The sequence below is a fragment of the Gilliamella sp. Choc6-1 genome, from assembly GCF_001690385.1.
GTDB classification, from domain to species: domain Bacteria; phylum Pseudomonadota; class Gammaproteobacteria; order Enterobacterales; family Orbaceae; genus Gilliamella; species Gilliamella apicola_A.
Window position 1 is genome coordinate 62,821 of record NZ_LZHI01000041.1, and the last position, 22,862, is coordinate 85,682.

Below are 22,862 nucleotides of genomic sequence, written 5' to 3' on the forward strand. Positions count from 1 at the left end.
GTAATCTTATTAGCTCTCCTCACTTTTCAATATTACAAAAAAACAGGTAAGATTCCCTTCAATTTGATTAATTCATATAGCAACCTTCCCTAAACATAAAAAGTTAGAATATAATAGCGCTAAAATAAATACACCTAACTATATAAATGAAAATTACGGCTATAATTATTTTATACAATGCAAATATTGAAAATTCTAAAACTTTTCAATCATTATTAAGTTCAGATAAAAATGGTATCACTTTAAATGTAATTATATGGAATAATGGCCCGAAAGCACTGAATCATCAGGAATGTATACAATATAAATCCATTTGTGACAGTAAAAACATTCACCTTTCTATCTATGAAAACCTTTATAATATTGCTTTAAGTAAAATCTACAACATTTTTATTAAGCAAGAAAATTTTGATTTTTTCACTATCTTGGATCAAGACTCAATATTAAATAATGATTTTTTCCAAAACATTATCATGAATGATAATTTTGATGTAATTGTTCCTGAAATCTATTCTACTGGATGGATTTCAGAACAAAATTCATTATGTTTCCCAATATATCACGAAACACGAAAACTTTTTGATAAAAAAGTTTTTACTATGGGAGAAATTGAGTCTATCTCATCTGGATTAACACTATCTAACCAATTAATAAAATATATAATCAAAAAAAAGCAAGCTGTTTTCGACGAACGTTATGCACTTTATGCCATTGATACCAGTTTTTTCCTTGATTTAAAAGCATTAAAACAAACTCAATTTAAAGGGATATGTGTGGGGAAAATTAATCATTCTTTGGATTTTAACTTACAGGATAGAAAAAAAATAAGCGCCACAAGAAGACTAGAAATGGAATATTCAAAAGTATTAAATAAAATTTTTTATGATAAAAAAAGCCGGTTAAATGTCTTTTTATATTTATTAAGAAAATTTACAAGAAGAGAGTATTCGTTCTCAGAATTTCTTGAATTAGTAAAATGTCTTTTTAGAAAAAAACACCCTCGTTCTTGTATACCTCTAACAATGAATCAATTACTCTAAATGGATGCGAGGAATCGCATCAATTAATGCTTTATTCCAATCAGACCCTTTTATCTCTAACTGTTTTATTTTATCCATGTTTAAAACAGAATATAACGGTCTTTTAGCCTTAGTTCGATACGCTGAGGTTAAAATTGGCTTTACTATTATATTGTGATTAGTCATAAGATTTAATTCATTAGCTGTTGCAAATATCTTAGAGGCAAACTGGAACCAACTTACATACTTATCACCACAATAATGATATATGCCACCTTGAATATCATTCATTAACATTTTTAAAATCGTTTTAGCAATATCACCTGCATACGTTGGACATCCTAGCTGATCATTAATAATGGTTAATTCAGATCTAGTTTGACCAAGTTTTAACATTGTTTTGACAAAATTATTGCCATATTCGCTAAAAACCCAAGAGGTTCTAATTACAATTGCAGAGGAATAATTATCTAAGACAAACAATTCACCAGCTCGTTTAGTCTCACCATAGACATTAACAGGATTGGTTAAATCATCCTCTAAATAAGGGGAGCGTTTGGTACCATCAAAAACATAATCGGTCGAAACATGAACTAGTTTTGCTTGATATTTTTTGGCAATTATTGCTAAATTCTTAGGACCGACTGCATTAACTTTATAAGCTAATTCATATTCATCTTCTGCTTTATCTACTGCAGTATATGCTGCAGCATTTACAATGGCATCTGGTCTATGCAAGGCGACAAAATTATCAACAGCTAAGTCATCAGTTATATCTAATTGCTGGCTGTCTGTGGCAAGTAATTGCCAATCTGAAGGAAAGATATCTTTAAAACAATGTCCTAATTGACCATTAGCACCAGTTAACAAAACTTTCATCAATTAACTATAACTCCTGTAGTTTTTTGCCTAACTTATCTTTTGCCGATAGTAATGGATTTGAAATCGGCCATCTGATATTTACTGTTGGATCGTTCCACAATAAACACCCTTCTGATTTAGGATCATAATAGTTAGTACATTTATATTCAAAGTCAGCAATATCTGACAACACAGCAAAACCGTGAGCAAGCCCAGGGGGAATCCACAGCTGCGTTTTATTTTCTTCTGTTAAGGTAACACCAACCCATTTTCCATAAGTTGGGGAATCTTTACGAATGTCGACAGCTACATCAAAAACTTCACCTCTAACAACTCGAACAAGTTTTCCTTGAGGATTTTGCTTTTGAAAATGTAATCCCCTCAACACCCCTTTTTGTGAACGAGAATGATTATCTTGAACAAAATTAAGTTCTATACCTAACATATCTTGATAACGTTTTTGCTCAAAAGTTTCGAGGAAAAAACCTCTTTCATCGCCAAACACTTTAGGCTTTATAATTTTTACACCCTCAATATTCGTTGCAATAACTTCCATTTTTCCACCTATTGCTCTATCAATCTTGCTAAATATTGCCCATATAATGTTTTGCCTGAACTAACAGCTTCTTCTTTTACTTGTTCAGCGCTTAACCAACCATTACGATAAGCTATTTCTTCAAGGCAAGCTACTTTGAGCCCTTGCCTTTTTTCTATCACTTGAACAAACGATGAAGCTTCAAGTAAACTGTCATGTGTACCTGTGTCAAGCCAAGCAAAACCGCGACCTAGGATTTCAACGTTTAACAATCCTGCATCCAAATACATTTGATTAAGAGTCGTAATTTCCAACTCACCACGATGAGATGGTTTAACTTGTTTTGCCATTTCAACCACATTTTCATCATAAAAATAAAGACCAGTTACAGCCCAATTGGATTTTGGTTTGACGGGTTTTTCTTCAATGGATAACGCTCTAAAATTTTCGTCAAAATCAACGACGCCAAATCGTTCTGGATCAAGCACTTGATAACCAAAAATTGTTGCACCTTTTTTTTGAGCAGCAACTCTTGCTAATTTTTTGCCAAAACTCTCTCCAAAGAATAAATTATCACCCAGCACTAAAGAACAGCGTTGTTTTTGAATAAATTCTTCACCAATTAAAAAAGCTTGAGCTAGCCCTTCAGGTTTAGGTTGTTCAGCATAACTAAGTTTAATGCCAAATCGTGAACCGTCACCTAATAATCGTTGAAACATGGGTAGATCATCAGGAGTAGTAATAATCAAAATATCACGAATACCAGCAAGCATAAGCACCGATAAAGAATAATAAATCATAGGTTTATCATAAACAGGCAACAATTGTTTAGAAACACCACGAGTTATAGGATAAAGGCGAGTTCCTGACCCACCTGCAAGTACAATTCCTTTCATAAATTTACCTACTATTTAATAATGCCTTGTCTCGATCTTGCATATGAGCCATCTTTAATACGCTCGCACCAATCTTTATTTTTTAAATACCATAAAACAGTCTTACGCATACCCGTTTCAAAAGTTTCTTGCGGTTTCCAACCTAAATCTTGATATATTTTTGATGCATCAATAGCATAACGTTGATCATGACCAGGCCTATCAGTAACATATGTAATAAGGTCTTTATAATGATTAATACCTTGAGGCTTATTTGGGAACAATTCTTCAAGCAAATCACAAATGAGATTTACAACATCAATATTTTTTTGCTCATTGTGTCCACCAATATTGTAAGTCTCGCCTATCTTTGCTTTAGTAGCGACAAGATAAAGCGCTCTTGCATGATCTTCGACATATAACCAATCCCTAATTTGCTGACCATTACCATAAACAGGCAAAGGTTTTCCCTCTAAAGCATTTAAAATCATTAATGGAATCAATTTCTCTGGAAAATGATAAGGTCCATAATTATTAGAACAATTAGTGATAATTGTAGGCAAACCAAAGGTTCTATTCCATGCTCGAACTAAATGATCACTTGAAGCTTTCGATGCCGAATATGGACTACTTGGCGAATAAGGTGTTTTTTCAGTGAATAAATCATTAGTTCCATGCAGATCACCATAAACTTCATCGGTAGAAATATGATGAAAACGGAAATTCGCTTGTTTATTTTCATCTAAAGTTCGCCAATAGGCTAAAGTAGATTCCAAAAGCGTGTAAGTTCCAATTACATTGGTCTCAATAAATGCAGCAGGGTTATCAATTGAACGGTCAACATGACTTTCAGCCGCTAAGTGCATAATGATATCTGGGCAAAATTCTAATATAGCAGTATCAAGTGCATTTCTATCACAAATATCGATTTGCTTGAAACGATATCGTTTATCTTCAGATACGTTATCTAATGACTCCAAATTCCCAGCATAAGTTAATTTATCAATAACCAATACATCATCATTAGTTTGTTCAATAATATATCTAACAACAGCAGAACCAATAAAGCCAGCTCCCCCTGTAACAATCACTTTCATTAATCAATCCTCTAAAATCCTATGCAAGGAATAATAATAACAAAGTTAATAAATAGCAATATTTAGAATTAGGTATTAATCGTAATATTTTCAAAAAAATACCCTAGTTCCTCACCAATTTACAACCATTGTATTCGTAATTCTTTATATGTTATATTGTTAGCAATTTCCACTGCTTAATTTATTCAACATATCAACATGAGAATAAACGTATTAACTGTTCTATATAATTGTGCTTTATCTGATTCTGAAACGTTAAGATCAATTTTACAAACAAATTTAGAATCCATTAAATTAAATATGATTGTTTGGAATAATGGACCAAATTTACTTAAAGAACAAGATATCAAAAATTATTTAGAGCTAAGTCAAAATAAAGGAATAACAACATCAATTTATCAAGATGTTCGAAACCTATCTTTAAGTAAAATTTATAATCATTTTATTAATAAATTGGATTATGATTTTTTCGTTATTTTTGATCAAGATTCAAATATTGATTGCTCTTTCTTCCAAAACATCTATCATAACAGCCATTACGCAATTGTTTGCCCAGCAATTTTCCCTAAGCAAAAAATTGATAAACAATGTTTCCCTTCTGATTTTGAGCAAAGAGAGCAAGTTACACCATCTGGAGAATTCAACTTAAGTAACACTAGAACGATCAATTCAGGCACTGCATTATCTAAAGACTTAATTGATAAATTGCTGGATAATCATCATTATGTTTTTGATGAAAAATTTGCTTTCTATCACACAGATCACCGCTTATTTGATTTAATTCATGCAACACCACAAACTGCGATGTTAAAAGGTTTATGTATAGGAAAAATGTATCATGATATGACTTGTGAAATCTCCTATAATGAACTTAGCGAACGTGCAAGGCTTGAAATCGCTTATGCAAAAATGTTAATGCGAATGTATCGAGCTCGCAACCCTAAAATTGAGGTGCTCCGAAACTTATTTTATGCATATAAAATGAAGAAAAAAGATAAGTTAAGTATTAAGAGCTTTTTGAAATTGTTGAAATGTGTAATAACAAAAGAACATCCGCGTTCATACGCCTCCATAAACAAAAATGTCAAACCAATTAACAGCAATGTCTCTTCTTAAAAAGATATTTTATTATGGTAAATGAAGAATCGATACTAAACCTTTCAATCATTATTCCTTGTTATAATGTTGAAAATTATATTGAACAGTGTCTTAATTCCATTGTTCAACAAGCAGTTCTACCTAAAGAAATTATATGTATAGACGATGGCGCCACTGACGACACCGCTGTTATTATTCAAGCATTTGCCGAAAAATTTTCCTGTGTGAAATATCTATACCAAACTAATCAAGGAGTTAGCCAAGCTCGGAATGCTGGAATTAATCAAGCAACAGGACAATATATTCAATTCGTCGATCCTGATGATATTTTACATCCTAATTTATTTGCAACGTTTTTAAACATTTTAAACATTGATGGCGCTATTGAATTATTTTATTTTGAAAACCAACGCTTTGAAGAATTGGAAAATCTAGAATTTAATAATAACGATAATAATTTAATCAAATTTAGCTCTGGTAATGAATTATTTGCATATCTAATTGAAAAAGAAAGATACCCAGCTGCGTGTTGGAAATATATTTTTAAAAAGAAAATGCTTAATGTACGATTTGAAGGAAGAAATCACGAAGATCACTTAATAACATTAAATATATTGTTATCTGCAAATTTGAGTTATTATACAAAAGCACCTCTATATTATTATAGAAAAAGATCTAACTCATTAACCAGCAATAAAAAAATAAGTAAACAATATGTTGAATTATTTGCTCAAGTCATTGATAAGTGCGCAAAATACGTACAAAAAAGCAATCTATTAACAAAGACAAAAACACAATATATAAATTTTCTACGTTCCGATTATCTTTTTAATATCAATATTTATTATTTACATAGAGAAAAACCACCCATAGTGGAAATATATACTCATATTTATGCACGGTTATTTATAAAAAATAAGTCAAAAATGCTGAGTAATATAATATATATGATACGTTATAGCTTTAGAAAGAAAATACCTTTAAAACACATTATGATATTGATAAGGGCTGTTTTGAATAAAGATATTAATTTCATGAATAACAAAATAAATGCCTTACTAAATTAATATACATAACAAAATGCTCCCTTTTAAAGTACAAAGCAAGCGAATATTGCTCACTTGTTTTATATAATCATCGCCTTACTCGATAATCCCTTAATTTATTGGCAATCGCTGTATGCGAAACGCCAAGCCTTTTGGCTAGTTTTCGTGAACTTGGGAATTTATCGTAAAGCCGCAATAAAATCTCTTTTTCAAATTGTTTAGTCATTTCATCAAGAGTTTTATTTTCGATATCATCTATCCATGGCAATTGTGTTTTCGTTGAGGATGGTAAAATAATATCTTTCACTGTTAATTCAGACGAGGTTAACTGAGCTAACGAAGAATAAAGAATATTTTTAAGTTGCCTTACATTACCTGGCCATGAATACCGTGACAAATAATCAATCACATCATTATCAACTAATGGTGGGATAACGCCTTGCTTATTTGCAAATTCAACAACAAACATATGAATAAGTAGTGGAATATCTTCCTTACGTTCTTGCAATGAAGGTAAATTAAGTGATAGTACATTAAGTCGATAATACAGATCTTTTCTAAATTTACCCTGCTCAACTAACACAGCCAAATCAGCTTTTGTTGCACAAATAATACGTACATCCACATAAACTTCATTATCATCACCGACACGGCGAAAATAACCGTCATTAATAAAACGCAACAATTTTGTTTGCATTTGAAACGACATTTCATCAATGCCATCAAGTAATACTGAACCACCATTTGCTTGTTCAAAAAATCCTTTTTTGCTTTCAAGCACGCCAGGATAAGCCCCCGCTGCATGACCATACAATTCACTTTCAACAACATCATCTGGCATAGCTGCACAGTTTAATGCTAAAAAAGTTTGATCTCCTCGAGGGCTATATAAATGGCAAGCATTGGCTAATAAATCCTTACCAGTTCCGGTTTCACCTGAGATCAATAAAGGCTCACGTTGCATCGAAAAAGCTTTAGCCTTATCTACCAACTTTTGCATAACATTACTTCTGGTCGCAAAAATATCAAAAGCTTGGCAATCAACAACATCAATTTTTGACAAACGTTTTTTTAAATACTCAATAGGTTGCAAAATATAAAGTGTTTTTAAGGCTACTTTGACTTGCTGTAACAAAAAGTATTGCGCATCTAACACAATAATTGTGTCATCTTGTTTTTCTAAACAAATAGTATCATTCAGGTTAAACAATTCCCGATAGTCAATGGATTGATTTACCTTTAATAAATTAGGTGCAAATAATTCTTTTGCAGTTTGGTTATATGCAACCAAATTACAACTATTATCAATTTCAATTATTGCTACTTGCATTATATTCTGCCCACTTATCATTAAGCTTCATTAAATTATCATGACTGCGCTGCCAATCATGGCTTTTTACTAATTGAGAATAAGATATATGTGACTTTTTAAGTAATAAGTTTGCTTTATCATTTCTTAAAGGTTTAGCTCTATCGAGTATAGCAAGCTGTTCTAAAATAGCTAATGTAGCTAACCGGTTATTACAAGCCAAAAGTAGATCACAACCTGCCAATAAAGCTGTTTTAGCGCGCTCGGCATGATTCCCCATGACTGAAGCTCCTTCCATAGATAAATCATCCGAAAAAATAATACCGTGAAAACCTAACTTCTCACGTAATATTGTTTTCAGCCAATAAGGAGATCCACTTGCAGGCTTATCATCAAAATTAGAATAAATAACATGTGCTGGCATAATTGCATCAAGTTTTTTATCAGAAATAAGTTTAGCAAATATCTGCATATCATTATTAATTAACGATTTTTCACGGTGATCAACTGGAGTTTCTTTATGTGAATCGGCAATAACATGACCATGACCAGGAAAATGTTTTCCCGTTGTTTTCATTCCTGCAGCATGCATACCATCAATCATAGCTGATGAGATCTGATAAGCAATATTAACATCATAATGAAATGAACGCGTACCAATAGCTAAACAATCATGACCTAAATCTAAAACAGGTGCATAACTAAGATCAATATCAAAAGCCATTAACTCCATAGCAAGTAACCAGCCAGCATCAAATGCTAATGACTTAGCTTGTTCAAGCTCATTAACTGCAGCAAAAGATTGAGCTGGAGGAATGGCTGTGAATCCATTTTTAAAACGTTGAACACGCCCACCTTCATGATCAACTGAAATTAATAGACGTTTTGAAGATGCGGCACGAATCTCTTTTATCAAATCGGTTAATTGAGCAGGATCTTGGTAATTACGACTAAAAAGAATCACTCCTGCAACTAGTGGGTTTTGCAAAAGCTTTTTATCTTCGAAAGAAAGTGATTTACCTTCGAAATCAATCAATAATGGTCCCATTATTTATTTTCCTCAAACTCTACACTTTGATTTGGATTTTCATCTTGAGTTTGAAGAAAATCTTTAGACGTAATTCTCTTTAAAATTTCCCCACTTTGAGTGGCAAGCAATTCCATTGAAAGATCTGCATTATTTTCATCACTTGGCGTCTTATAAATCGTAGTGAATAATACATAACCAGCATTCATTGATTTAGCTAAACCAATCATCTTACTACGCGATACTAACTTGTCATCTGATGAAATGCCTAAAGTCTGTTTAGCTAGAATTATTGATTTTTTATCAGCAACAATAAACGTATTTTGCTTATCCATGAGTTGATGCAATGTATCATCAACTTGATTATTAGCAAGATAATCACCACTTCTATTTTGAATATCACTTATCAATATGACATTATTACCCTCATATACTGGAGATGATTGTAATAATTGTTGTACATATGGTGATAATATGGCATACCAATCAACTTTTTTGGTAAACTGTGGTGGTTGTTCAACCACTGATTCAGTTGGTTGAATCACATCAACAGAAGAACTCACCTCAGCCTTTTCAGTGTTTGAGATAAGGTGGCATCCACCTAATAAAACGACAAGCAAATTTATAACTAATAACTGTTTAATTTTATTCATACTAAAATTACCCGACTAATCGACCTAAATTTTTTCCGCCTAACAAATGCATATGAATGTGGAAAACCTCTTGCCCTGCATCTTTATTACAATTCATAATTAAACGATAACCAGTTTCATCAATACCTTCTTGCTTAGCGATTTTAGCTGCCACAGTCACCATATGCCCAAGCATGGTCTCATCTTCTTCAGTAATATCGTTAATCGTAGGGATAAGTTTATTAGGAATAATTAAAATATGGATTGGAGCTTGGGGAGAAATATCTCGAAACGCAGTAACTTTGTCATCATGAAAAACGATATCAGCGGGAACTTCTCTTCGAATAATCTTACTAAAAATAGTTTCTTCTGCCATTGTATTTTCCTTTTACCAACATTCATCAACAAAAATTACCTTTGAGCAAGCATAACATATTTTAATAATAAAAGTGTATATATATCGTTACATATCGACAATCTTTTCTTAAAGTATTCCCTTAAAATTGCATAGCTAATTATCATTATGATATTAATCATCTTTATGCTAAAAAAATAAAGTTTTATTATTTTATCGTTTGATAGCCACTACGCAATATGGCACACTTTATCCCATTGATATAACTATCTAAAATAATGGTAAACATAAAGTGGGCAAACCTAAACGACACTTAAGTAATTTTAGAATATTTCAATCCGATTTTATAACTCATGTAACACAACAGCATCAACAAAAGTAAACACAGCCATACTTCCAATCACTTTACTTTTTATTAAGCTATATCTTAACGATTTAATTTTGGAAACATGATAGGCTTGAGCTTAATTATAAAGCACATGATATACCTTAGCCTTTCGAAACCAACAATGTGCCTTGTTCAAATTCATTCCTGGCGAATTTCTTGAACGACAACGCTGTCATTATTTTGTCTTTTTTAAGTTATATCTTGATGATTTAATTTTTAAGAAATGGTGGGTCGTGAGCGATTCGAACGCTCGACCAACGGATTAAAAGTCCGCTGCTCTACCGACTGAGCTAACGACCCATCTACAGATGGTGGGTGATACCGGGTTCGAACCAGTGACCCCCTCCTTGTAAGGGAGGTGCTCTCCCAACTGAGCTAATCACCCCAAATGCTTCATAAACGAAACATCACGGTAAAGATTGGTGGGTGATACCGGGTTCGAACCAGTGACCCCCTCCTTGTAAGGGAGGTGCTCTCCCAACTGAGCTAATCACCCTTACCGTGTGGCTGTGCATTATAAGCCACACCTCATTTCAGTCAACCCTTTTTTTTATTTTTCTGCCAAATTGCCCCCGTTCGATTTAATTTTAAACATTTTTTGCGTGATAGCTCTCAAAAAATCCTTTTTGTTAATTTTAACAGTGGTAAAAATGACTATTATCAAACAATATTTCTGGGCTAATTAAAAGATCATTAATTATGAAAATAAAAAAATGTCGAGTCATCATCTATATTGAACCCAAATTTTTACGTTATAAAATCCTACATACGAAGAAAAAAGAGGCTTTAACTGACCATAACTCCATGATTGAGTATCATTACCAATATTTTTCTGAAATTGAATTACTGATAAAAAAATTAAAAAAAAGTGTTTCACAATATGCTATTTTTGAACTTCATTTGGATAACACTTATATCCAAATGCAACAACTACCTTTACCTAAAATTAAAATTCAACTAAACGAAATCGCTTTATATGTTGAAGCATCAATTTACAAATTATTTCAATTATCATCTAAAAATGTATATTTTGATTTTAGCTATTCATCTAATCAAAAACAAATAAATGTTGCAATATGTGAGCGTCATTTTATCGATAACTGGATTAAACTTTTTGAAAAATATAATCTATTACTAAGTTTCATTGGTTACTTAACCAGTGATAATAAATTAAATTTTTTGCCATGGAGGCAAGAAAAACAAAAAAAACAAAAATTACAACTCATATTCACAATTGCCAGCTTTATCGTGGTTTTATGCAGTTTATTTTTTTATATATGGATACAGGAACAAAACAAACTTAATTATTATGTTTTTAAAATAGCCGAACAACAAACTATTGAGAAACAATTAAGAAAAAAATTATCTAATTACCTTCCTATATCATCTTCAAGTCAAAAGCAAATTTACCAATCATTATTAATACTTTCTGAACAGCTACCTATTGGTAGTTGGCTAGAATCATTTAATTTTGTCAAAAATAAAATTTCAATAAAAGGATATAGTTTTAGCTATCTCGAAATTACTAATTTCAAAAAACGAGTATCAAAACAAGAAAGCATTAAAAAAAGCCAAATTCAAGCTATATTGGCTAACAAAAATAATTTTTTGTTTGAAATGGATATTGAACTAAATGAACAGTGATTTTTTTTATAGACCACTTTGGCAACAATACTGCCTCTGTTTTTTAAGTACGTTAGCGATATTTGCCATTGGCTATCTATTTTTTATTAATGATCTTGCTAATCAAGTACATCAAAAGACCATGTTATTTTATGCAAACAATCAAAATATTGAACAATTAAAAGCACAGCTTGCAAGATATCAAACAGATAAACCTTTCATTCTCATATCAGAACAGGATTTTGCAAAAGCAATTAAAAAAAATCATTTAACTCTGGGGTCTTTCAAACATTACCAAATGGAAAACACAGCAAATTGGGATATTGAATTATATGGTCAATTTAATAATCTAATTAATTTGATCACCTACTTTAATGAAAATTATTTTTATCTGGATTTTAAGAATTTAGATATCTATCAAGAAGATAATTATTTAAAGATATCATTTACGTTAGTATTGAAAAAGGAAATAGCATGAAAAACTATCTATACATTGGACTGGTATCTGTTTCAATCAGCTATTTTAATGTTTACGCCGAACAAAAAATAATACGCGATCCCTTTTACCCACAATATCAAACTTCATGCCATGAACAAAAAAACACCTTATTTAACCAAATACAAACTTGGCAATATAAAGGGCATATAAAACATAACGATAAAAATTATCAGCAAATTTGGTTAGCATCTCAAAATGAATGGTTGGATATTCTAGGGGATATGGATCCTAACATATTGTTACCTTGGCAAATCCATTCTTTATTAAACGATAAAATAATCTTTCAAGCAATGTTACCTCAATACTGTCAAGAAAGCATTTCATGGACAATATCACTAAATGAACCATAACACTATTTAACCCTGAGGTATACACCAATAATGAAAATTCAAAATATAAGCTTAAGAATAATAATACACTGCACACTAACTATATTTATCATATTAATTATTAGCACTAATTTAAGTAGAGCAAGCAACAATAAAATGTCAAATTTAAATCAGCCAGATTTAATTTCACTAAACTTTTATCAAACTGATATTGCTATTATTTTGCGTTCTTTAGCAAGCAGTAAACAGATGAACTTAGTCATGACAGAAGAATTATCCATTAAGCAAACAATCAAACTCGAAAATGTCGATTGGCACAAAGCTTTAACAATTATATTAAATTTAGCCAATTTACAAGCTGAAATTGATGACAATATTTTATTAATATCCAAAGCAGCTGATCCTGAACGTTTATATCAAAAACAACAAATTGAAAAACTAGAACAACAAAAAAAACTCTCTTTAGATTCAATTGCTATAGCAGTGAATCATACTGATCCTTCCCAATTGCTTGAAACAATTCAACAACAAGAATTATTATCAGAACAAGGCAAAGCCACAATCGATAAACGAACAAACTCAATAATCATTACCGATTCATCCAAACAATTAAATGATATAAAAAAGCTTATTCAAACACTTGATAAACCAATACCGCAAATACATATTTCTGCTCACATTGTTAATATGAATGAAGAAAGCCTGTCCGAACTTGGTATAAAATGGGGATATTCAGGAAAATCTTCTCAAGTTTTAGACAACCTTGCTATCGGATTGGATGTAACTAATCCAGCCACAACAGCAGGATTTAATCTAGCTAAAATTTCAGGCAATTTACTTAAATTAGAATTATCTGCACTCGAGGCAGAAAATCAGCTTGAAATTATTGCTAGTCCTAATTTACTTACCGCTAATCAAAATATGGCATCAATTAAACAAGGAACAGAAATTCCTTATGAAGTTTCTAGTGGAAATAATGGTGCAACATCCATTGAATTTAAACAAGCGGTGCTCGGTTTAGAAGTCACCCCTAAAATACTTACTAATAATGAAATGATATTAAATCTTTATATTACCCAAAACACGGCTGGACGATCAATTAAACGTAGAGATGGCGGAGAAGCGCTTGCAATTGATACTCAAGAAATAAAAACACAAGTACATGTAAAAAGTGGTGAAACAATTGTGCTGGGTGGGATTTTTCACCAAATAAATAACCAAATTGCTCATAATGTACCTGGTATAAGTCAAATACCCATTCTAGGTCACCTATTTCAATATAAGAATAAAAAGCAACAGAAAAGAGAATTAGTGATTTTTATAACGCCACAATTAGTTGAGTAAATTTCGACAGAGTTGTATCATACCTTAAGATAGCTCTTAAATTTATGTTTACAGTCCGCACCTAATTTTCGGTACTGTTTATCGATCATTATAATTATCATTTTTTCACAATATAGAGAATAATATGTTTAATGTAGTAGCTTCAGATCTTGATGGCACTTTGTTAACGCCTGAACATAGCTTATCGCCTTATACAAAAAAAATCCTACAGGCATTGCGCAAAAAAGACATTCATTTTATTTTTGCAACAGGGCGACATCATATTGATGTCAGTCAAATGAGAGAAAATATGGAAATAGATGCTTTTATGATAACCTCAAATGGCGCAAGAGTACATGATAGTGTAGGAAACTTAATTTTTAGCCGAAATATAAAACCAGCATTAGCTAGTGAAATTGCTAAAGAATGTATTGACGATCCATTAGTATACACACACATTTATCGCGGCGATCACTGGTTAATTAACAAAGAAGATACCTATTCTTTAAGCTTTCATAAAGACTCACAATTTTCATATGAGTTTTTTAATCCACTTGATTTTGAAACAGATGATGTAGCAAAAATTTATTTCACAACTTGTGATTACGATCTTCATCCACACTTAATTAAGTTAAAAAATCGACTCGATGAAAAATATGGAAATCAGGTAAGTATTGCCTTTTCATCTTTAAACTGTCTTGAAGTCATGGGTGAAAATGTTTCTAAAGGCAGCGCCCTAAAGAACGTCGTTGAAAAACTAGGTTTTGGCTTACAAAACAGCGTTGCCTTTGGTGATGGTATGAACGATTATGAAATGTTAAAAATGGTCGGTAAAGGCTGTATAATGCAAAACGCTAGCACAGATTTAAAAGAAAAATTACCTGAGCTAGAAATTATCGGTTCAAATGCAGATGATGCCGTGCCACACTATTTAGAAAAACTTTTTCTATAAACCATTAACACATATTATTATATGAATATGAATGCAGATAAAGAACTCAATACTATAGGGTTACGTTGTCCTGAACCAATCATGTTAGTTCGAAAAACAATAAGAGAACTTGCTATAGGGCAAGTTCTTTATGTTATTGCCGATGACATGGCCACAACGCGTGACATTCCAAGTTTTTGTAGACACATGGATCATGAACTGCTTAATTCACAAATTGAATCTAAACCTTATCGGTATTGGATAAAAAAAACGCATTGATAACATAATGATTGCTTAGTCATTAAACCATGCTATTAAATTCAATTTGATATAAATAATAACGCAGTGTTCGCCAATCGTCAGGGGAAATACTATCAAACATTAAAAAAAGCGTACGCCGTTGGCTGTTACGGCGTGACCTCAAATTTAAGATTACAACATAACGAAATATTAACGGTTTACGTACTAAGTACCAACGTTGATTATACCAATAGATCTGGCGTATATGATGAAAAATTGCTAATTCCCCTTTTATCATTTGGCAATAACAAATACTACGCCACCATTCAACAATTAATAAAGGCATAACAATAAAGGTATATGAATTTAACGTCGTATCGGCAAATAAAATTAAGCTTATTAAAATTAAAAACAGATAAAAGCTTGATGATAACACCAACTGCAAATAAGATTGACTGAGCCTTGTACTCCACATAACAATTATTCAGCAAGAATAAAAATCAATTATTGCATGCCGAAAAAGAAATTATTTTAGCATTAGTAAAAATTTGTGAGATAATACACAAAAATTATAAAAGTATTACTTAACAATCTGGCTAAAATTTTTATTTTATAGTGACATTAATTTCCAAAAAACTCATTTTTCTAGCCGTTTTACTCTTTTTTATATTCAAATGTCAGAAAAGAGCTTTGAATTCATTAGGTTGCAACTATTTTAATTTGCAGCTTTACATACTAATTTGATACTAAAAAACAAGTAATAACCGCTTTTTATTTTGCCCAATTTCCTAAAATTAGTATATACTCATCGACTTAAAAATATTGAAATCTTACAGGCAAAAAAGTTTATTGGTATTGTTGCTTTATGCCTTAACTGAATTGGTTAGGAATTAATTGTGATGTTTATTAGAGTATTAAAATTTCTACTTAAATTTTTTGCTGGTTGCTTTCTATGTGGCTTAATCATTAGTATAGTTGGTTATGCCTATTATTCAAAAGATTTACCAGATGTAACTACTCTAAAAGATGTGCAATTACAAACACCATTACAAGTATTAAGTAAAGATGGTGAATTAATTGCTATTTTTGGTGAGCGTCGACGCACGCCACTAAAATATAACCAAATGCCTCAAATAGTTGTTAATGCAGTTATTGCTACCGAAGATTCGCGCTTTCACGAACATTTTGGCATTGATTTAATCGGTATCATTCGTGCCATGTATATTGGAGTAAAACAAAAAGGTTTTTCGCAAGGCGGCAGCACCATAACGCAGCAAGTTGCTAAAAACTTTTTTTTAACACCTGAAAAAAGCATTTCTCGAAAAGTTAGAGAAATGATTTTAGCAATTCGTATGGAAAAAGAATTATCAAAGAATGAAATCATGGAACTTTACTTAAACATGATCAACTTTGGCTCAAGGGCTTATGGTATAGCCTCTGCTTCTTACACTTTTTTCGGTAAAACGCCTGATCAGTTAACGATTGATGAAGCAGCATTACTAGCGGGCTTACCAAATGCGCCTTCTGCATTTAACCCAATTTCTCACCCTAATCGAGCACTAACAAGACGTAATTGGGTATTAAGTCGAATGTTAGATCAATCGTACATCACCCAAGCACAATATAAGGAAGCTATCCAAAAACCATTAAATGTAAGCTATCATGCTCCACAAATCGAATTTTCGGCGCCTTATGTAGCAGAAATGGCACGACAATATATGTTCGAAAAATTTGGCGAAAATGCCTATACTGATGGCTATAAAGTATACACAACAATAACAAAACAGGATCAGCTAGCTGCAAACCAATCTGTACAAAAACACATTATCGATTATGACATTAGACATGGTTATCGTGGTGCAGAAAAAATACTATGGAAAAATAATGAAACGCCATGGGATAATGAACAAATCCACCAAATTTTAAGTAAATATATGTGTTACAACAGTATGTGCCCTGCTGTAGTTTTAAAAGCCACAGATAAAGAAGCAACTGCGGTATTAACAGACAAAAGCCACATTGTAATTTCGTTCGAAGGCATGAAGTGGGCTCGACCATATATTAGTGATAATAGACAAGGTGATTTTCCAAAAAAAGTTTCTGACACATTAAAAGCAGGGCAACTTATTTGGGTTAAAAAACCTGCAGATATTTGGGAGCTTGCACAAATTCCGGGCGTTAATGCAGCATTGGTATCACTAAATTCAGATGACGGTGCGATTAAAGCGATTATTGGGGGATATGATTTTAATTTAAGTAAATTCAACCGAGCCACACAAGCACTTCGTCAATTAGGTTCAAATATTAAGCCATTTATTTACACAGCAACACTAGAAAAAGGCTTAACCATGGCAACGTTGCTTAATGATGCCCCCATTGTGCGCACAGCCGGAAGCGAAACTTGGCGCCCTAAAAATTCACCTCCTACATATGAAGGTCCATTACGTTTAAGAATTGGTTTAGGTATGTCTAAAAATGTCATGATGGTGCGAGCTTTACGTGCTATTGGAATAGATTATGCAGCGACTTATTTAGAACGATTTGGATTCCCAAAAGAAAACATTTCGCATAATGAATCTTTAGCTTTAGGTTCTGCATCGTTTACACCACTGCAGGTTGCAAGAGCCTATTCGGTTATTGCTAACGGCGGCTATTTAATCACACCTTATTTAATAGAACGAATCGAAAACAGCAATGATAACAGCATTATTTATCAGCACCAACCATTGATTGCTTGCCATGACTGCATTGACGATCCTATTGCAACAGATTCAACACCAATATCACTTGGTAATGTCGAAGATATTGCTAATGAATCTGATAACGAAGAGCCAGAACAAGGGAACTTAAAATCAGACGATGATTTAATATTACCTAAAATTAATAATACCTCTGACAAGAATACTGCAACAAAATATGCCCCACATACCATAAGTAGTGATATCGCATTTATTATGAAAGATGGCTTACGAACAACCGTGTTTGGCGGTCCAGGTTGGCAAGGCACCGCATGGCGTGCTAAAGCTTTAGGCCGAAAAGATGTTGGAGGAAAAACAGGTACAACTAATGCTTCAAAAGATGTATGGTTTTCTGGATATGGGGGCAACATTGTCACTACTGTTTGGATGGGATTTGATGATCACCGTCGTGAACTAGGGCGAACCTTCCGTGCCGAAGGTGGTGCAAATACGGCTAATCCTGTTTGGGTTGATTACATGAAAATTGCTTTAAAAGATGTACCGGTAAAAGAAGATATAAAACCTGAAAATGTTATTACCGTAACTATAGATCAAAAAACAGGATTATTACCACAATCTGGAGCTGATACCATGTCAGAATATTTTATTAAAGGTACCGAACCGACACATTATGCAACTAAAGAAGTTGGCACTGAAGTGACAGATTCGGACGGTAATACATCAGAGCTATTCTAAGAAAGGATTTATAATGAATGGTTCAATAAGAATAATTGGTGGAAAATGGCGTGGGCGTAAACTGTCAGTACTTGACAAACAAGGCTTGCGCCCAACAACTGATCGGGTCAAAGAAACGCTGTTTAACTGGCTAATGCCTGTCATACATGATAGTGACTGCCTAGATTGCTTTTCTGGCAGTGGTTCACTAGGATTCGAAGCCGCTTCACGTGGAGCTAAAAGCGTTACACTACTTGAAAAAGACAAACAAGTTGCAAACCTACTCACTAAAAATAAACAGCTTATAGCTAGTCATGCTATTGATATTTACCATACCGATACATTAACATGGCTAAATAAACCAGCACAAAAACAGTTTGATATTATATTTATTGATCCGCCTTTTCATCAATCACTAGTTGAAAAAACAGTAAGCCAACTAGAAGGTAACAACTGGTTAAAACCGTCTTCTTATATCTACATTGAAACCGAACTCACTCATAATGTAACAAGTTACATCCCCACTAACTGGCATTTGCACCGCGAAAAGGCAGCAGGTCAAGTTCAAAGTTATTTATTTATTCGAGACAATATATAATGTTCATATTATTCGGTAAGATTTTCTATTCTTTTGTTTGGCTATTTTTATTATTTAATTTAATTCATCCTTTCCCAAGCCCGGCTAATGTTGTTGCTTATGTTGGCTTGCTAATTTTTGCTATTACCCATGGCTTACAAGCATGGATGTTATATTCCACTATGACCAACCAAGAAAAAAGAGAGGACAAATTTAAAGCACTTAGACTTTTTATTTTTGGTTTTATTGAATCACTTAGCTGGAAAAGCAAAAAATAATTAAAAAAAATTCTTGCGACGTTAAGAATTTTTTGTATAATGCTCACCACTTCTTATGAAGCATTCAAATAAGCGGGAATAGCTCAGTTGGTAGAGCACGACCTTGCCAAGGTCGGGGTCGCGAGTTCGAACCTCGTTTCCCGCTCCAATTATCAAATTTAACGCACCTATCAATGCACAAAAATTACCGATAAATAATACCGATTTATATTTCTAATAAAGCATGTGATTTCTTATTTTTTATTGATGATTTTTATACAATCTACTTACCTGTTACTCTATTATTTATCCAATACTTCTCGTATCAATTTACCTAACTATTTGAATAGCTGAATAAAGAGATATAATTAAATAGCATTATTATTTGAAAGCAAAATTAAACTGACTAAATATCAGAATAAACCATATACACTTAAAACGGCAATGACTCTTTCTTATTAGTCGCTATTAAAAATAGTATTAGTTGCCTACTTACTAAATTATTTACTGCTGACTATTTCCATTTTATTTTTACGAAAAGGGTGATAACTGCCAAAGATAAACTCATTTCCTCTATCAGAATGAAATAACCTAACCGACTTTAAGTTAATGGGAATTTGACTAATTACGCCCAAAACAAGTTGAGCATTCTGATATTATTATCTCGACTACTACAATTATCTTGAGCGGTAAACCTACCATTGTTTTGGTATGGCTTTATTTACCTATCTAATGCTGATTTAGTCAGCCCACACGGATCAACTACATCAACATGTTTTTACCTCTTTGATACCGCATTACCTTATCTTTTTAAACTCATGAGTAAAATTACGTTTTCTCTTCTTGAAATATACTTTGTCATTGTTGGTTCCTTCTTATTTTTCATTTATCATAACAACGACCTTATAAAACGAGTACTAATTAGTGTAGTCTATCCAATGATTCAAACTACGCTAACATCAGAAAATCAAAATCCAATACAAATTGCATAAGCAGGGAATAAATATGGCATATATGTTACTTACATTAGCGGCTTGCTTTTGGGGCGGTAATTATGTAGTTGGGCATATTCTAATGGCTAACGCTGACCCAATAGTACTTTCAGAGGGGCGCTGGGCTATAACCGCCTTATTATTATTCTTGTTATATCACAAACAAGTTATCAATGATTTTTCCAGAATTAGAAAATCCATAAAATCCACATTATTACTCTCTCTTTTTGGGCAAGTATTATTTCCCGTTACACTTTATATCGGTTTACAATACACAACCTCTTTAAATGCTGCTATTTATATGTCTGCAACACCAGCAATGGTATTGGCTATAAACAAACTGGTGTTTAACGAGCATATTTCAAAAAATAATATTTTAGGTGTTTTATTAAGTTCTTTAGGGGTTATTTATTTAATCTTTAAGGGGGATTTGAACCACATAGAAATGCTAAAAAACCTTAACAGAGGGGATTTATGGGCAATGGGGTCAGCGATAAGCTGGGCTTTTTATTGTTCTTTTTTAAGAAAAAAAGATAAAACCATTCCCAATAATGTATTTGTAACGGTAAGTTCTTTACTAGGGGCATTAATATTATTACCGATTTGCATTCTTTATTTTATTTTCTTTCCTGTTACAAACTTTAGCCCTTATTGGCAATCTAATTTTATTTTAGGTCTATTGTATTTGATATTCTTTCCATCATGGCTGGCTTACTTATTTTGGAATAAAGGTATTATGGAAATTGGTGCGACACGTGGTGAGATTTATACTCATTTAATACCACTTTCAGGAGGGATATTTAGCATGATATTTTTGAATGTAAGTATAAGCTGGTTTCATATAATAAGTGCGATTTTAATTATGATGGGGATAATCCTTTGCTCTAAGAAATAACATGCAATTTTTGCTTAAACAAATTTAAAATCGATCTTTTATATATCCTAAAATGATTAATAATTAATCCTAATAATTATTTAAATCAATATATAAAAAAACATTATAATTTTAATTATTTTGTATAAACATAATATTAAAGTGTGATACTGTCTCATTTTTAGATTAATAAATACGGAAATATTATGTCTCGCCCATCTCACCCTTTGGTTCGTTTATACTTTAAAGTAGGATTGATACCGCAAATTATGTTGGGTTTAATCTTTGGTATTATTCTTGCTGCGGTATCAAAGGAAACCGCATTACATATGTCTTTATTAGGGGACTTATTTATTAATGCGTTAAAATCAGTTGCCCCTATTTTGGTTCTCATCTTAGTCATTGCTTCCATATCAAATCATCAACATGGTAAACAAGCGAATATAAAACCCTTAATTATGCTTTATTTTGCAGGAATGGTACTAGCAGCTTTATTAGCGACAATCGCAAGCTTTTTATTTCCTTCGCAGATTTCATTGGGTGATACATTGGAAAATTTGACACTAACACCACCTAATGGCATATCAGCGGTATTAAAAACATTATTAGAAAAAATGATCGACAACCCAGTTAATGCCCTTATAAAGGCAAACTATATAGGCTTAATTATTTGGGGGGTTGGCATTGGTTTAGCGCTCAGGCACTCAAGTGAAACAACAAAAACTATGATGAATGACCTATCCTATGCTATTTCATTTATTGTAAGAATAATCATCCGTTTTGCACCTTTAGGTGTGTTTGGTTTAGTTGCATCAACACTGGCAGAAACAGGATTTGGTGAATTACTAAAATATGCACACTTATTGGTTGTATTGGTTTCTTGTATGCTGATTGTTGCCTTAATGATTAACCCATTATTAGCGTTTTTAGTCATGCGTAAAAACCCTTATCCACTGGTGTTTACATCATTAAAAGAAAGTGCGATTCCTGCCTTCTTTACGCGTAGCTCTGCGGCGAATATTCCTGTAAATATTGAAATCTGCAAAAAATATAAAATGGATAAAGATACATATACAGTTGCTGTACCATTAGGCGCAGCCATTAATATGTCGGGTGCTGCTGTAACTATAACGGTTTTAACTTTAGCAACGGTCAACTCAATGCCAGCTAGTGCAGGCATACAGGTTGATATCTATTCCGCATTATTATTGTGTATTATCTCCTCTATTTGTGCTTGTGGCGCATCAGGCATTGCAGGCGGTTCATTGCTGCTTATACCTGTAGCATGCAGTATGTTTGGCATTCCTAACGAAATTTCAGCCAAAGTTATAGGAATTGGTATTGCAATAGGTGTTATTCAAGATTCCGTTGAAACAGCGCTGAACTCCTCAAGCGATGTCGTGTTTATCGGCGCAGTTTCATCTGCTTCGCAAAAAAATAGTTAGAGGCTAATAAATTCTAATAGCAACAAGTTGGTTATTAGAAATAAACCTTAATTTAAACTTAGCATTTTAACTTCATCTTTAACACAACAAAACATGATGATCACAAGATCATCATGT

General features: G+C 32.5%; 23 protein-coding genes and 4 tRNA genes. 15 read left to right on the forward strand and 12 right to left on the reverse strand.

Going from position 1 to position 22,862, the window contains the following annotated elements; translation table 11 throughout:
• Positions 1-146 precede the first annotated feature (146 nt).
• Positions 147-1,040: a hypothetical protein gene (locus A9G36_RS06115; RefSeq protein WP_065569246.1), complete on the forward strand. Its 894-nt coding sequence runs from the start codon at positions 147-149 to the stop codon at positions 1,038-1,040.
• On the opposite strand, the gene rfbD is transcribed toward A9G36_RS06115, so the two are convergent.
• From rfbD to rfbB, 4 genes are read right to left on the reverse strand one after another with little or no spacing between them, the layout of a single operon-like run.
• Positions 1,032-1,898 (reverse strand): dTDP-4-dehydrorhamnose reductase, encoded by an 867-nt coding sequence (gene rfbD / locus A9G36_RS06120; protein ID WP_065574015.1) that lies wholly within the window; start codon positions 1,896-1,898, stop codon positions 1,032-1,034. The two genes, A9G36_RS06115 and rfbD, sit on opposite strands and share 9 nt — an antisense overlap.
• A gap of 7 nt (positions 1,899-1,905) precedes the next feature.
• Positions 1,906-2,436: a dTDP-4-dehydrorhamnose 3,5-epimerase gene (gene rfbC, locus A9G36_RS06125; protein WP_065569248.1), complete on the reverse strand. Its 531-nt coding sequence runs from the start codon at positions 2,434-2,436 to the stop codon at positions 1,906-1,908.
• A gap of 8 nt (positions 2,437-2,444) precedes the next feature.
• Positions 2,445-3,311: a glucose-1-phosphate thymidylyltransferase RfbA gene (gene rfbA, locus A9G36_RS06130; protein ID WP_034943370.1), complete on the reverse strand. Its 867-nt coding sequence runs from the start codon at positions 3,309-3,311 to the stop codon at positions 2,445-2,447.
• A gap of 11 nt (positions 3,312-3,322) precedes the next feature.
• A complete protein-coding gene (gene rfbB / locus A9G36_RS06135) occupies positions 3,323-4,387 on the reverse strand; it encodes a dTDP-glucose 4,6-dehydratase (protein WP_065569249.1) in 1,065 nt (354 codons plus the stop codon).
• A gap of 198 nt (positions 4,388-4,585) precedes the next feature.
• Between rfbB and A9G36_RS06140 the strand changes: the two genes are divergently transcribed.
• Both A9G36_RS06140 and A9G36_RS06145 read left to right on the forward strand, forming a co-directional pair.
• Positions 4,586-5,503 carry a hypothetical protein gene (locus A9G36_RS06140; protein ID WP_065585506.1) on the forward strand — a complete coding sequence of 306 codons (918 nt, stop codon included), beginning with the start codon at positions 4,586-4,588 and terminating at the stop codon, positions 5,501-5,503.
• Positions 5,504-5,517: 14 nt separating this feature from the next.
• Positions 5,518-6,552: a glycosyltransferase family 2 protein gene (locus A9G36_RS06145; RefSeq protein ID WP_065585507.1), complete on the forward strand. Its 1,035-nt coding sequence runs from the start codon at positions 5,518-5,520 to the stop codon at positions 6,550-6,552.
• 67 nt (positions 6,553-6,619) lie between these two features.
• Here the strand turns inward: A9G36_RS06145 and A9G36_RS06150 are convergent, their stop codons facing one another.
• The 7 genes from A9G36_RS06150 to A9G36_RS06180 form a co-directional block, all read right to left on the reverse strand.
• On the reverse strand, positions 6,620-7,861 hold the full coding sequence (locus A9G36_RS06150) for a sigma 54-interacting transcriptional regulator (RefSeq protein ID WP_065585508.1): 1,242 nt from the start codon (positions 7,859-7,861) through the stop codon (positions 6,620-6,622).
• A complete protein-coding gene (gene nagZ / locus A9G36_RS06155; RefSeq protein WP_065569252.1) occupies positions 7,842-8,888 on the reverse strand; it encodes a beta-N-acetylhexosaminidase in 1,047 nt (348 codons plus the stop codon). Before nagZ ends, A9G36_RS06150 begins: the two co-directional genes overlap by 20 nt.
• Positions 8,888-9,520 carry a hypothetical protein gene (locus tag A9G36_RS06160; protein WP_034943387.1) on the reverse strand — a complete coding sequence of 211 codons (633 nt, stop codon included), beginning with the start codon at positions 9,518-9,520 and terminating at the stop codon, positions 8,888-8,890. The genes nagZ and A9G36_RS06160 overlap by 1 nt, the downstream gene beginning before the upstream one ends.
• Positions 9,521-9,527: 7 nt before the next feature.
• Positions 9,528-9,875 (reverse strand): HIT domain-containing protein, encoded by a 348-nt coding sequence (locus tag A9G36_RS06165; protein ID WP_034943390.1) that lies wholly within the window; start codon positions 9,873-9,875, stop codon positions 9,528-9,530.
• 591 nt (positions 9,876-10,466) lie between these two features.
• Positions 10,467-10,542 (reverse strand) — tRNA-Lys (locus A9G36_RS06170).
• A 9-nt stretch (positions 10,543-10,551) separates the two neighbouring features.
• Positions 10,552-10,627: transfer RNA gene (locus A9G36_RS06175), tRNA-Val, on the reverse strand.
• Between the two features lie 35 nt (positions 10,628-10,662).
• Positions 10,663-10,738: transfer RNA gene (locus A9G36_RS06180), tRNA-Val, on the reverse strand.
• A 203-nt stretch (positions 10,739-10,941) separates the two neighbouring features.
• On the opposite strand from A9G36_RS06180, the gene A9G36_RS06185 reads away from it, so the two are divergent.
• From A9G36_RS06185 to tusA, 6 genes are all read left to right on the forward strand, one after another.
• Complete coding sequence (locus A9G36_RS06185; protein ID WP_065576035.1) at positions 10,942-11,886, forward strand: PilN domain-containing protein; 945 nt, start codon at positions 10,942-10,944, stop codon at positions 11,884-11,886.
• Positions 11,876-12,343: a hypothetical protein gene (locus tag A9G36_RS06190; protein ID WP_065569253.1), complete on the forward strand. Its 468-nt coding sequence runs from the start codon at positions 11,876-11,878 to the stop codon at positions 12,341-12,343. Before A9G36_RS06185 ends, A9G36_RS06190 begins: the two co-directional genes overlap by 11 nt.
• Positions 12,340-12,714, forward strand: a complete 375-nt coding sequence (locus A9G36_RS06195) for a hypothetical protein (RefSeq protein ID WP_065569254.1) — start codon at positions 12,340-12,342, stop codon at positions 12,712-12,714. The genes A9G36_RS06190 and A9G36_RS06195 overlap by 4 nt, the downstream gene beginning before the upstream one ends.
• A 135-nt stretch (positions 12,715-12,849) precedes the next feature.
• On the forward strand, positions 12,850-14,037 hold the full coding sequence (locus A9G36_RS06200) for a secretin N-terminal domain-containing protein (RefSeq protein ID WP_051825004.1): 1,188 nt from the start codon (positions 12,850-12,852) through the stop codon (positions 14,035-14,037).
• 124 nt (positions 14,038-14,161) lie between these two features.
• A complete protein-coding gene (locus A9G36_RS06205; protein WP_034943399.1) occupies positions 14,162-14,968 on the forward strand; it encodes a Cof-type HAD-IIB family hydrolase in 807 nt (268 codons plus the stop codon).
• A gap of 21 nt (positions 14,969-14,989) precedes the next feature.
• The gene (gene tusA / locus A9G36_RS06210) at positions 14,990-15,226 is read left to right on the forward strand and encodes a sulfurtransferase TusA (protein WP_065569255.1); all 237 of its coding nucleotides are present in this window, start codon (positions 14,990-14,992) and stop codon (positions 15,224-15,226) included.
• 22 nt (positions 15,227-15,248) lie between these two features.
• Here tusA and A9G36_RS06215 read toward each other — a convergent pair whose 3' ends face one another.
• Positions 15,249-15,662: a protein YgfX gene (locus A9G36_RS06215; RefSeq protein WP_080715841.1), complete on the reverse strand. Its 414-nt coding sequence runs from the start codon at positions 15,660-15,662 to the stop codon at positions 15,249-15,251.
• A gap of 430 nt (positions 15,663-16,092) precedes the next feature.
• Between A9G36_RS06215 and A9G36_RS06220 the strand changes: the two genes are divergently transcribed.
• From A9G36_RS06220 to sstT, 6 genes are all read left to right on the forward strand, one after another.
• Entirely contained in the window at positions 16,093-18,621 is a 2,529-nt protein-coding gene (locus tag A9G36_RS06220) for a PBP1A family penicillin-binding protein (protein WP_034944630.1), read from the forward strand.
• A gap of 13 nt (positions 18,622-18,634) precedes the next feature.
• The gene (rsmD, locus tag A9G36_RS06225) at positions 18,635-19,198 is read left to right on the forward strand and encodes a 16S rRNA (guanine(966)-N(2))-methyltransferase RsmD (RefSeq protein ID WP_034943406.1); all 564 of its coding nucleotides are present in this window, start codon (positions 18,635-18,637) and stop codon (positions 19,196-19,198) included.
• Entirely contained in the window at positions 19,198-19,455 is a 258-nt protein-coding gene (locus A9G36_RS06230) for a DUF1145 domain-containing protein (protein WP_080715842.1), read from the forward strand. Before rsmD ends, A9G36_RS06230 begins: the two co-directional genes overlap by 1 nt.
• 72 nt (positions 19,456-19,527) lie before the next feature.
• A tRNA-Gly gene (locus A9G36_RS06235) sits at positions 19,528-19,603 on the forward strand.
• Between the two features lie 836 nt (positions 19,604-20,439).
• On the forward strand, positions 20,440-21,321 hold the full coding sequence (locus A9G36_RS06240) for a DMT family transporter (protein WP_034943410.1): 882 nt from the start codon (positions 20,440-20,442) through the stop codon (positions 21,319-21,321).
• A 182-nt stretch (positions 21,322-21,503) separates the two neighbouring features.
• Positions 21,504-22,745 (forward strand): serine/threonine transporter SstT, encoded by a 1,242-nt coding sequence (gene sstT, locus A9G36_RS06245; protein ID WP_065569257.1) that lies wholly within the window; start codon positions 21,504-21,506, stop codon positions 22,743-22,745.
• The last annotated feature ends 117 nt before the right edge of the window (positions 22,746-22,862 follow it).

Coding starts and splice junctions, on each gene's coding strand:
- A9G36_RS06115 (WP_065569246.1), top strand. CDS start 147: ATGAAAATTACGGCTATAATTATTTTATACAATGCAAATATTGAAAAT.
- rfbD (WP_065574015.1), bottom strand. CDS start 1,898: ATGAAAGTTTTGTTAACTGGTGCTAATGGTCAATTAGGACATTGTTTT.
- rfbC (WP_065569248.1), bottom strand. CDS start 2,436: ATGGAAGTTATTGCAACGAATATTGAGGGTGTAAAAATTATAAAGCCT.
- rfbA (WP_034943370.1), bottom strand. CDS start 3,311: ATGAAAGGAATTGTACTTGCAGGTGGGTCAGGAACTCGCCTTTATCCT.
- rfbB (WP_065569249.1), bottom strand. CDS start 4,387: ATGAAAGTGATTGTTACAGGGGGAGCTGGCTTTATTGGTTCTGCTGTT.
- A9G36_RS06140 (WP_065585506.1), top strand. CDS start 4,586: ATGAGAATAAACGTATTAACTGTTCTATATAATTGTGCTTTATCTGAT.
- A9G36_RS06145 (WP_065585507.1), top strand. CDS start 5,518: ATGGTAAATGAAGAATCGATACTAAACCTTTCAATCATTATTCCTTGT.
- A9G36_RS06150 (WP_065585508.1), bottom strand. CDS start 7,861: ATGCAAGTAGCAATAATTGAAATTGATAATAGTTGTAATTTGGTTGCA.
- nagZ (WP_065569252.1), bottom strand. CDS start 8,888: ATGGGACCATTATTGATTGATTTCGAAGGTAAATCACTTTCTTTCGAA.
- A9G36_RS06160 (WP_034943387.1), bottom strand. CDS start 9,520: ATGAATAAAATTAAACAGTTATTAGTTATAAATTTGCTTGTCGTTTTA.
- A9G36_RS06165 (WP_034943390.1), bottom strand. CDS start 9,875: ATGGCAGAAGAAACTATTTTTAGTAAGATTATTCGAAGAGAAGTTCCC.
- A9G36_RS06185 (WP_065576035.1), top strand. CDS start 10,942: ATGAAAATAAAAAAATGTCGAGTCATCATCTATATTGAACCCAAATTT.
- A9G36_RS06190 (WP_065569253.1), top strand. CDS start 11,876: ATGAACAGTGATTTTTTTTATAGACCACTTTGGCAACAATACTGCCTC.
- A9G36_RS06195 (WP_065569254.1), top strand. CDS start 12,340: ATGAAAAACTATCTATACATTGGACTGGTATCTGTTTCAATCAGCTAT.
- A9G36_RS06200 (WP_051825004.1), top strand. CDS start 12,850: ATGTCAAATTTAAATCAGCCAGATTTAATTTCACTAAACTTTTATCAA.
- A9G36_RS06205 (WP_034943399.1), top strand. CDS start 14,162: ATGTTTAATGTAGTAGCTTCAGATCTTGATGGCACTTTGTTAACGCCT.
- tusA (WP_065569255.1), top strand. CDS start 14,990: ATGAATATGAATGCAGATAAAGAACTCAATACTATAGGGTTACGTTGT.
- A9G36_RS06215 (WP_080715841.1), bottom strand. CDS start 15,662: ATGTGGAGTACAAGGCTCAGTCAATCTTATTTGCAGTTGGTGTTATCA.
- rsmD (WP_034943406.1), top strand. CDS start 18,635: ATGAATGGTTCAATAAGAATAATTGGTGGAAAATGGCGTGGGCGTAAA.
- A9G36_RS06230 (WP_080715842.1), top strand. CDS start 19,198: ATGTTCATATTATTCGGTAAGATTTTCTATTCTTTTGTTTGGCTATTT.
- A9G36_RS06240 (WP_034943410.1), top strand. CDS start 20,440: ATGGCATATATGTTACTTACATTAGCGGCTTGCTTTTGGGGCGGTAAT.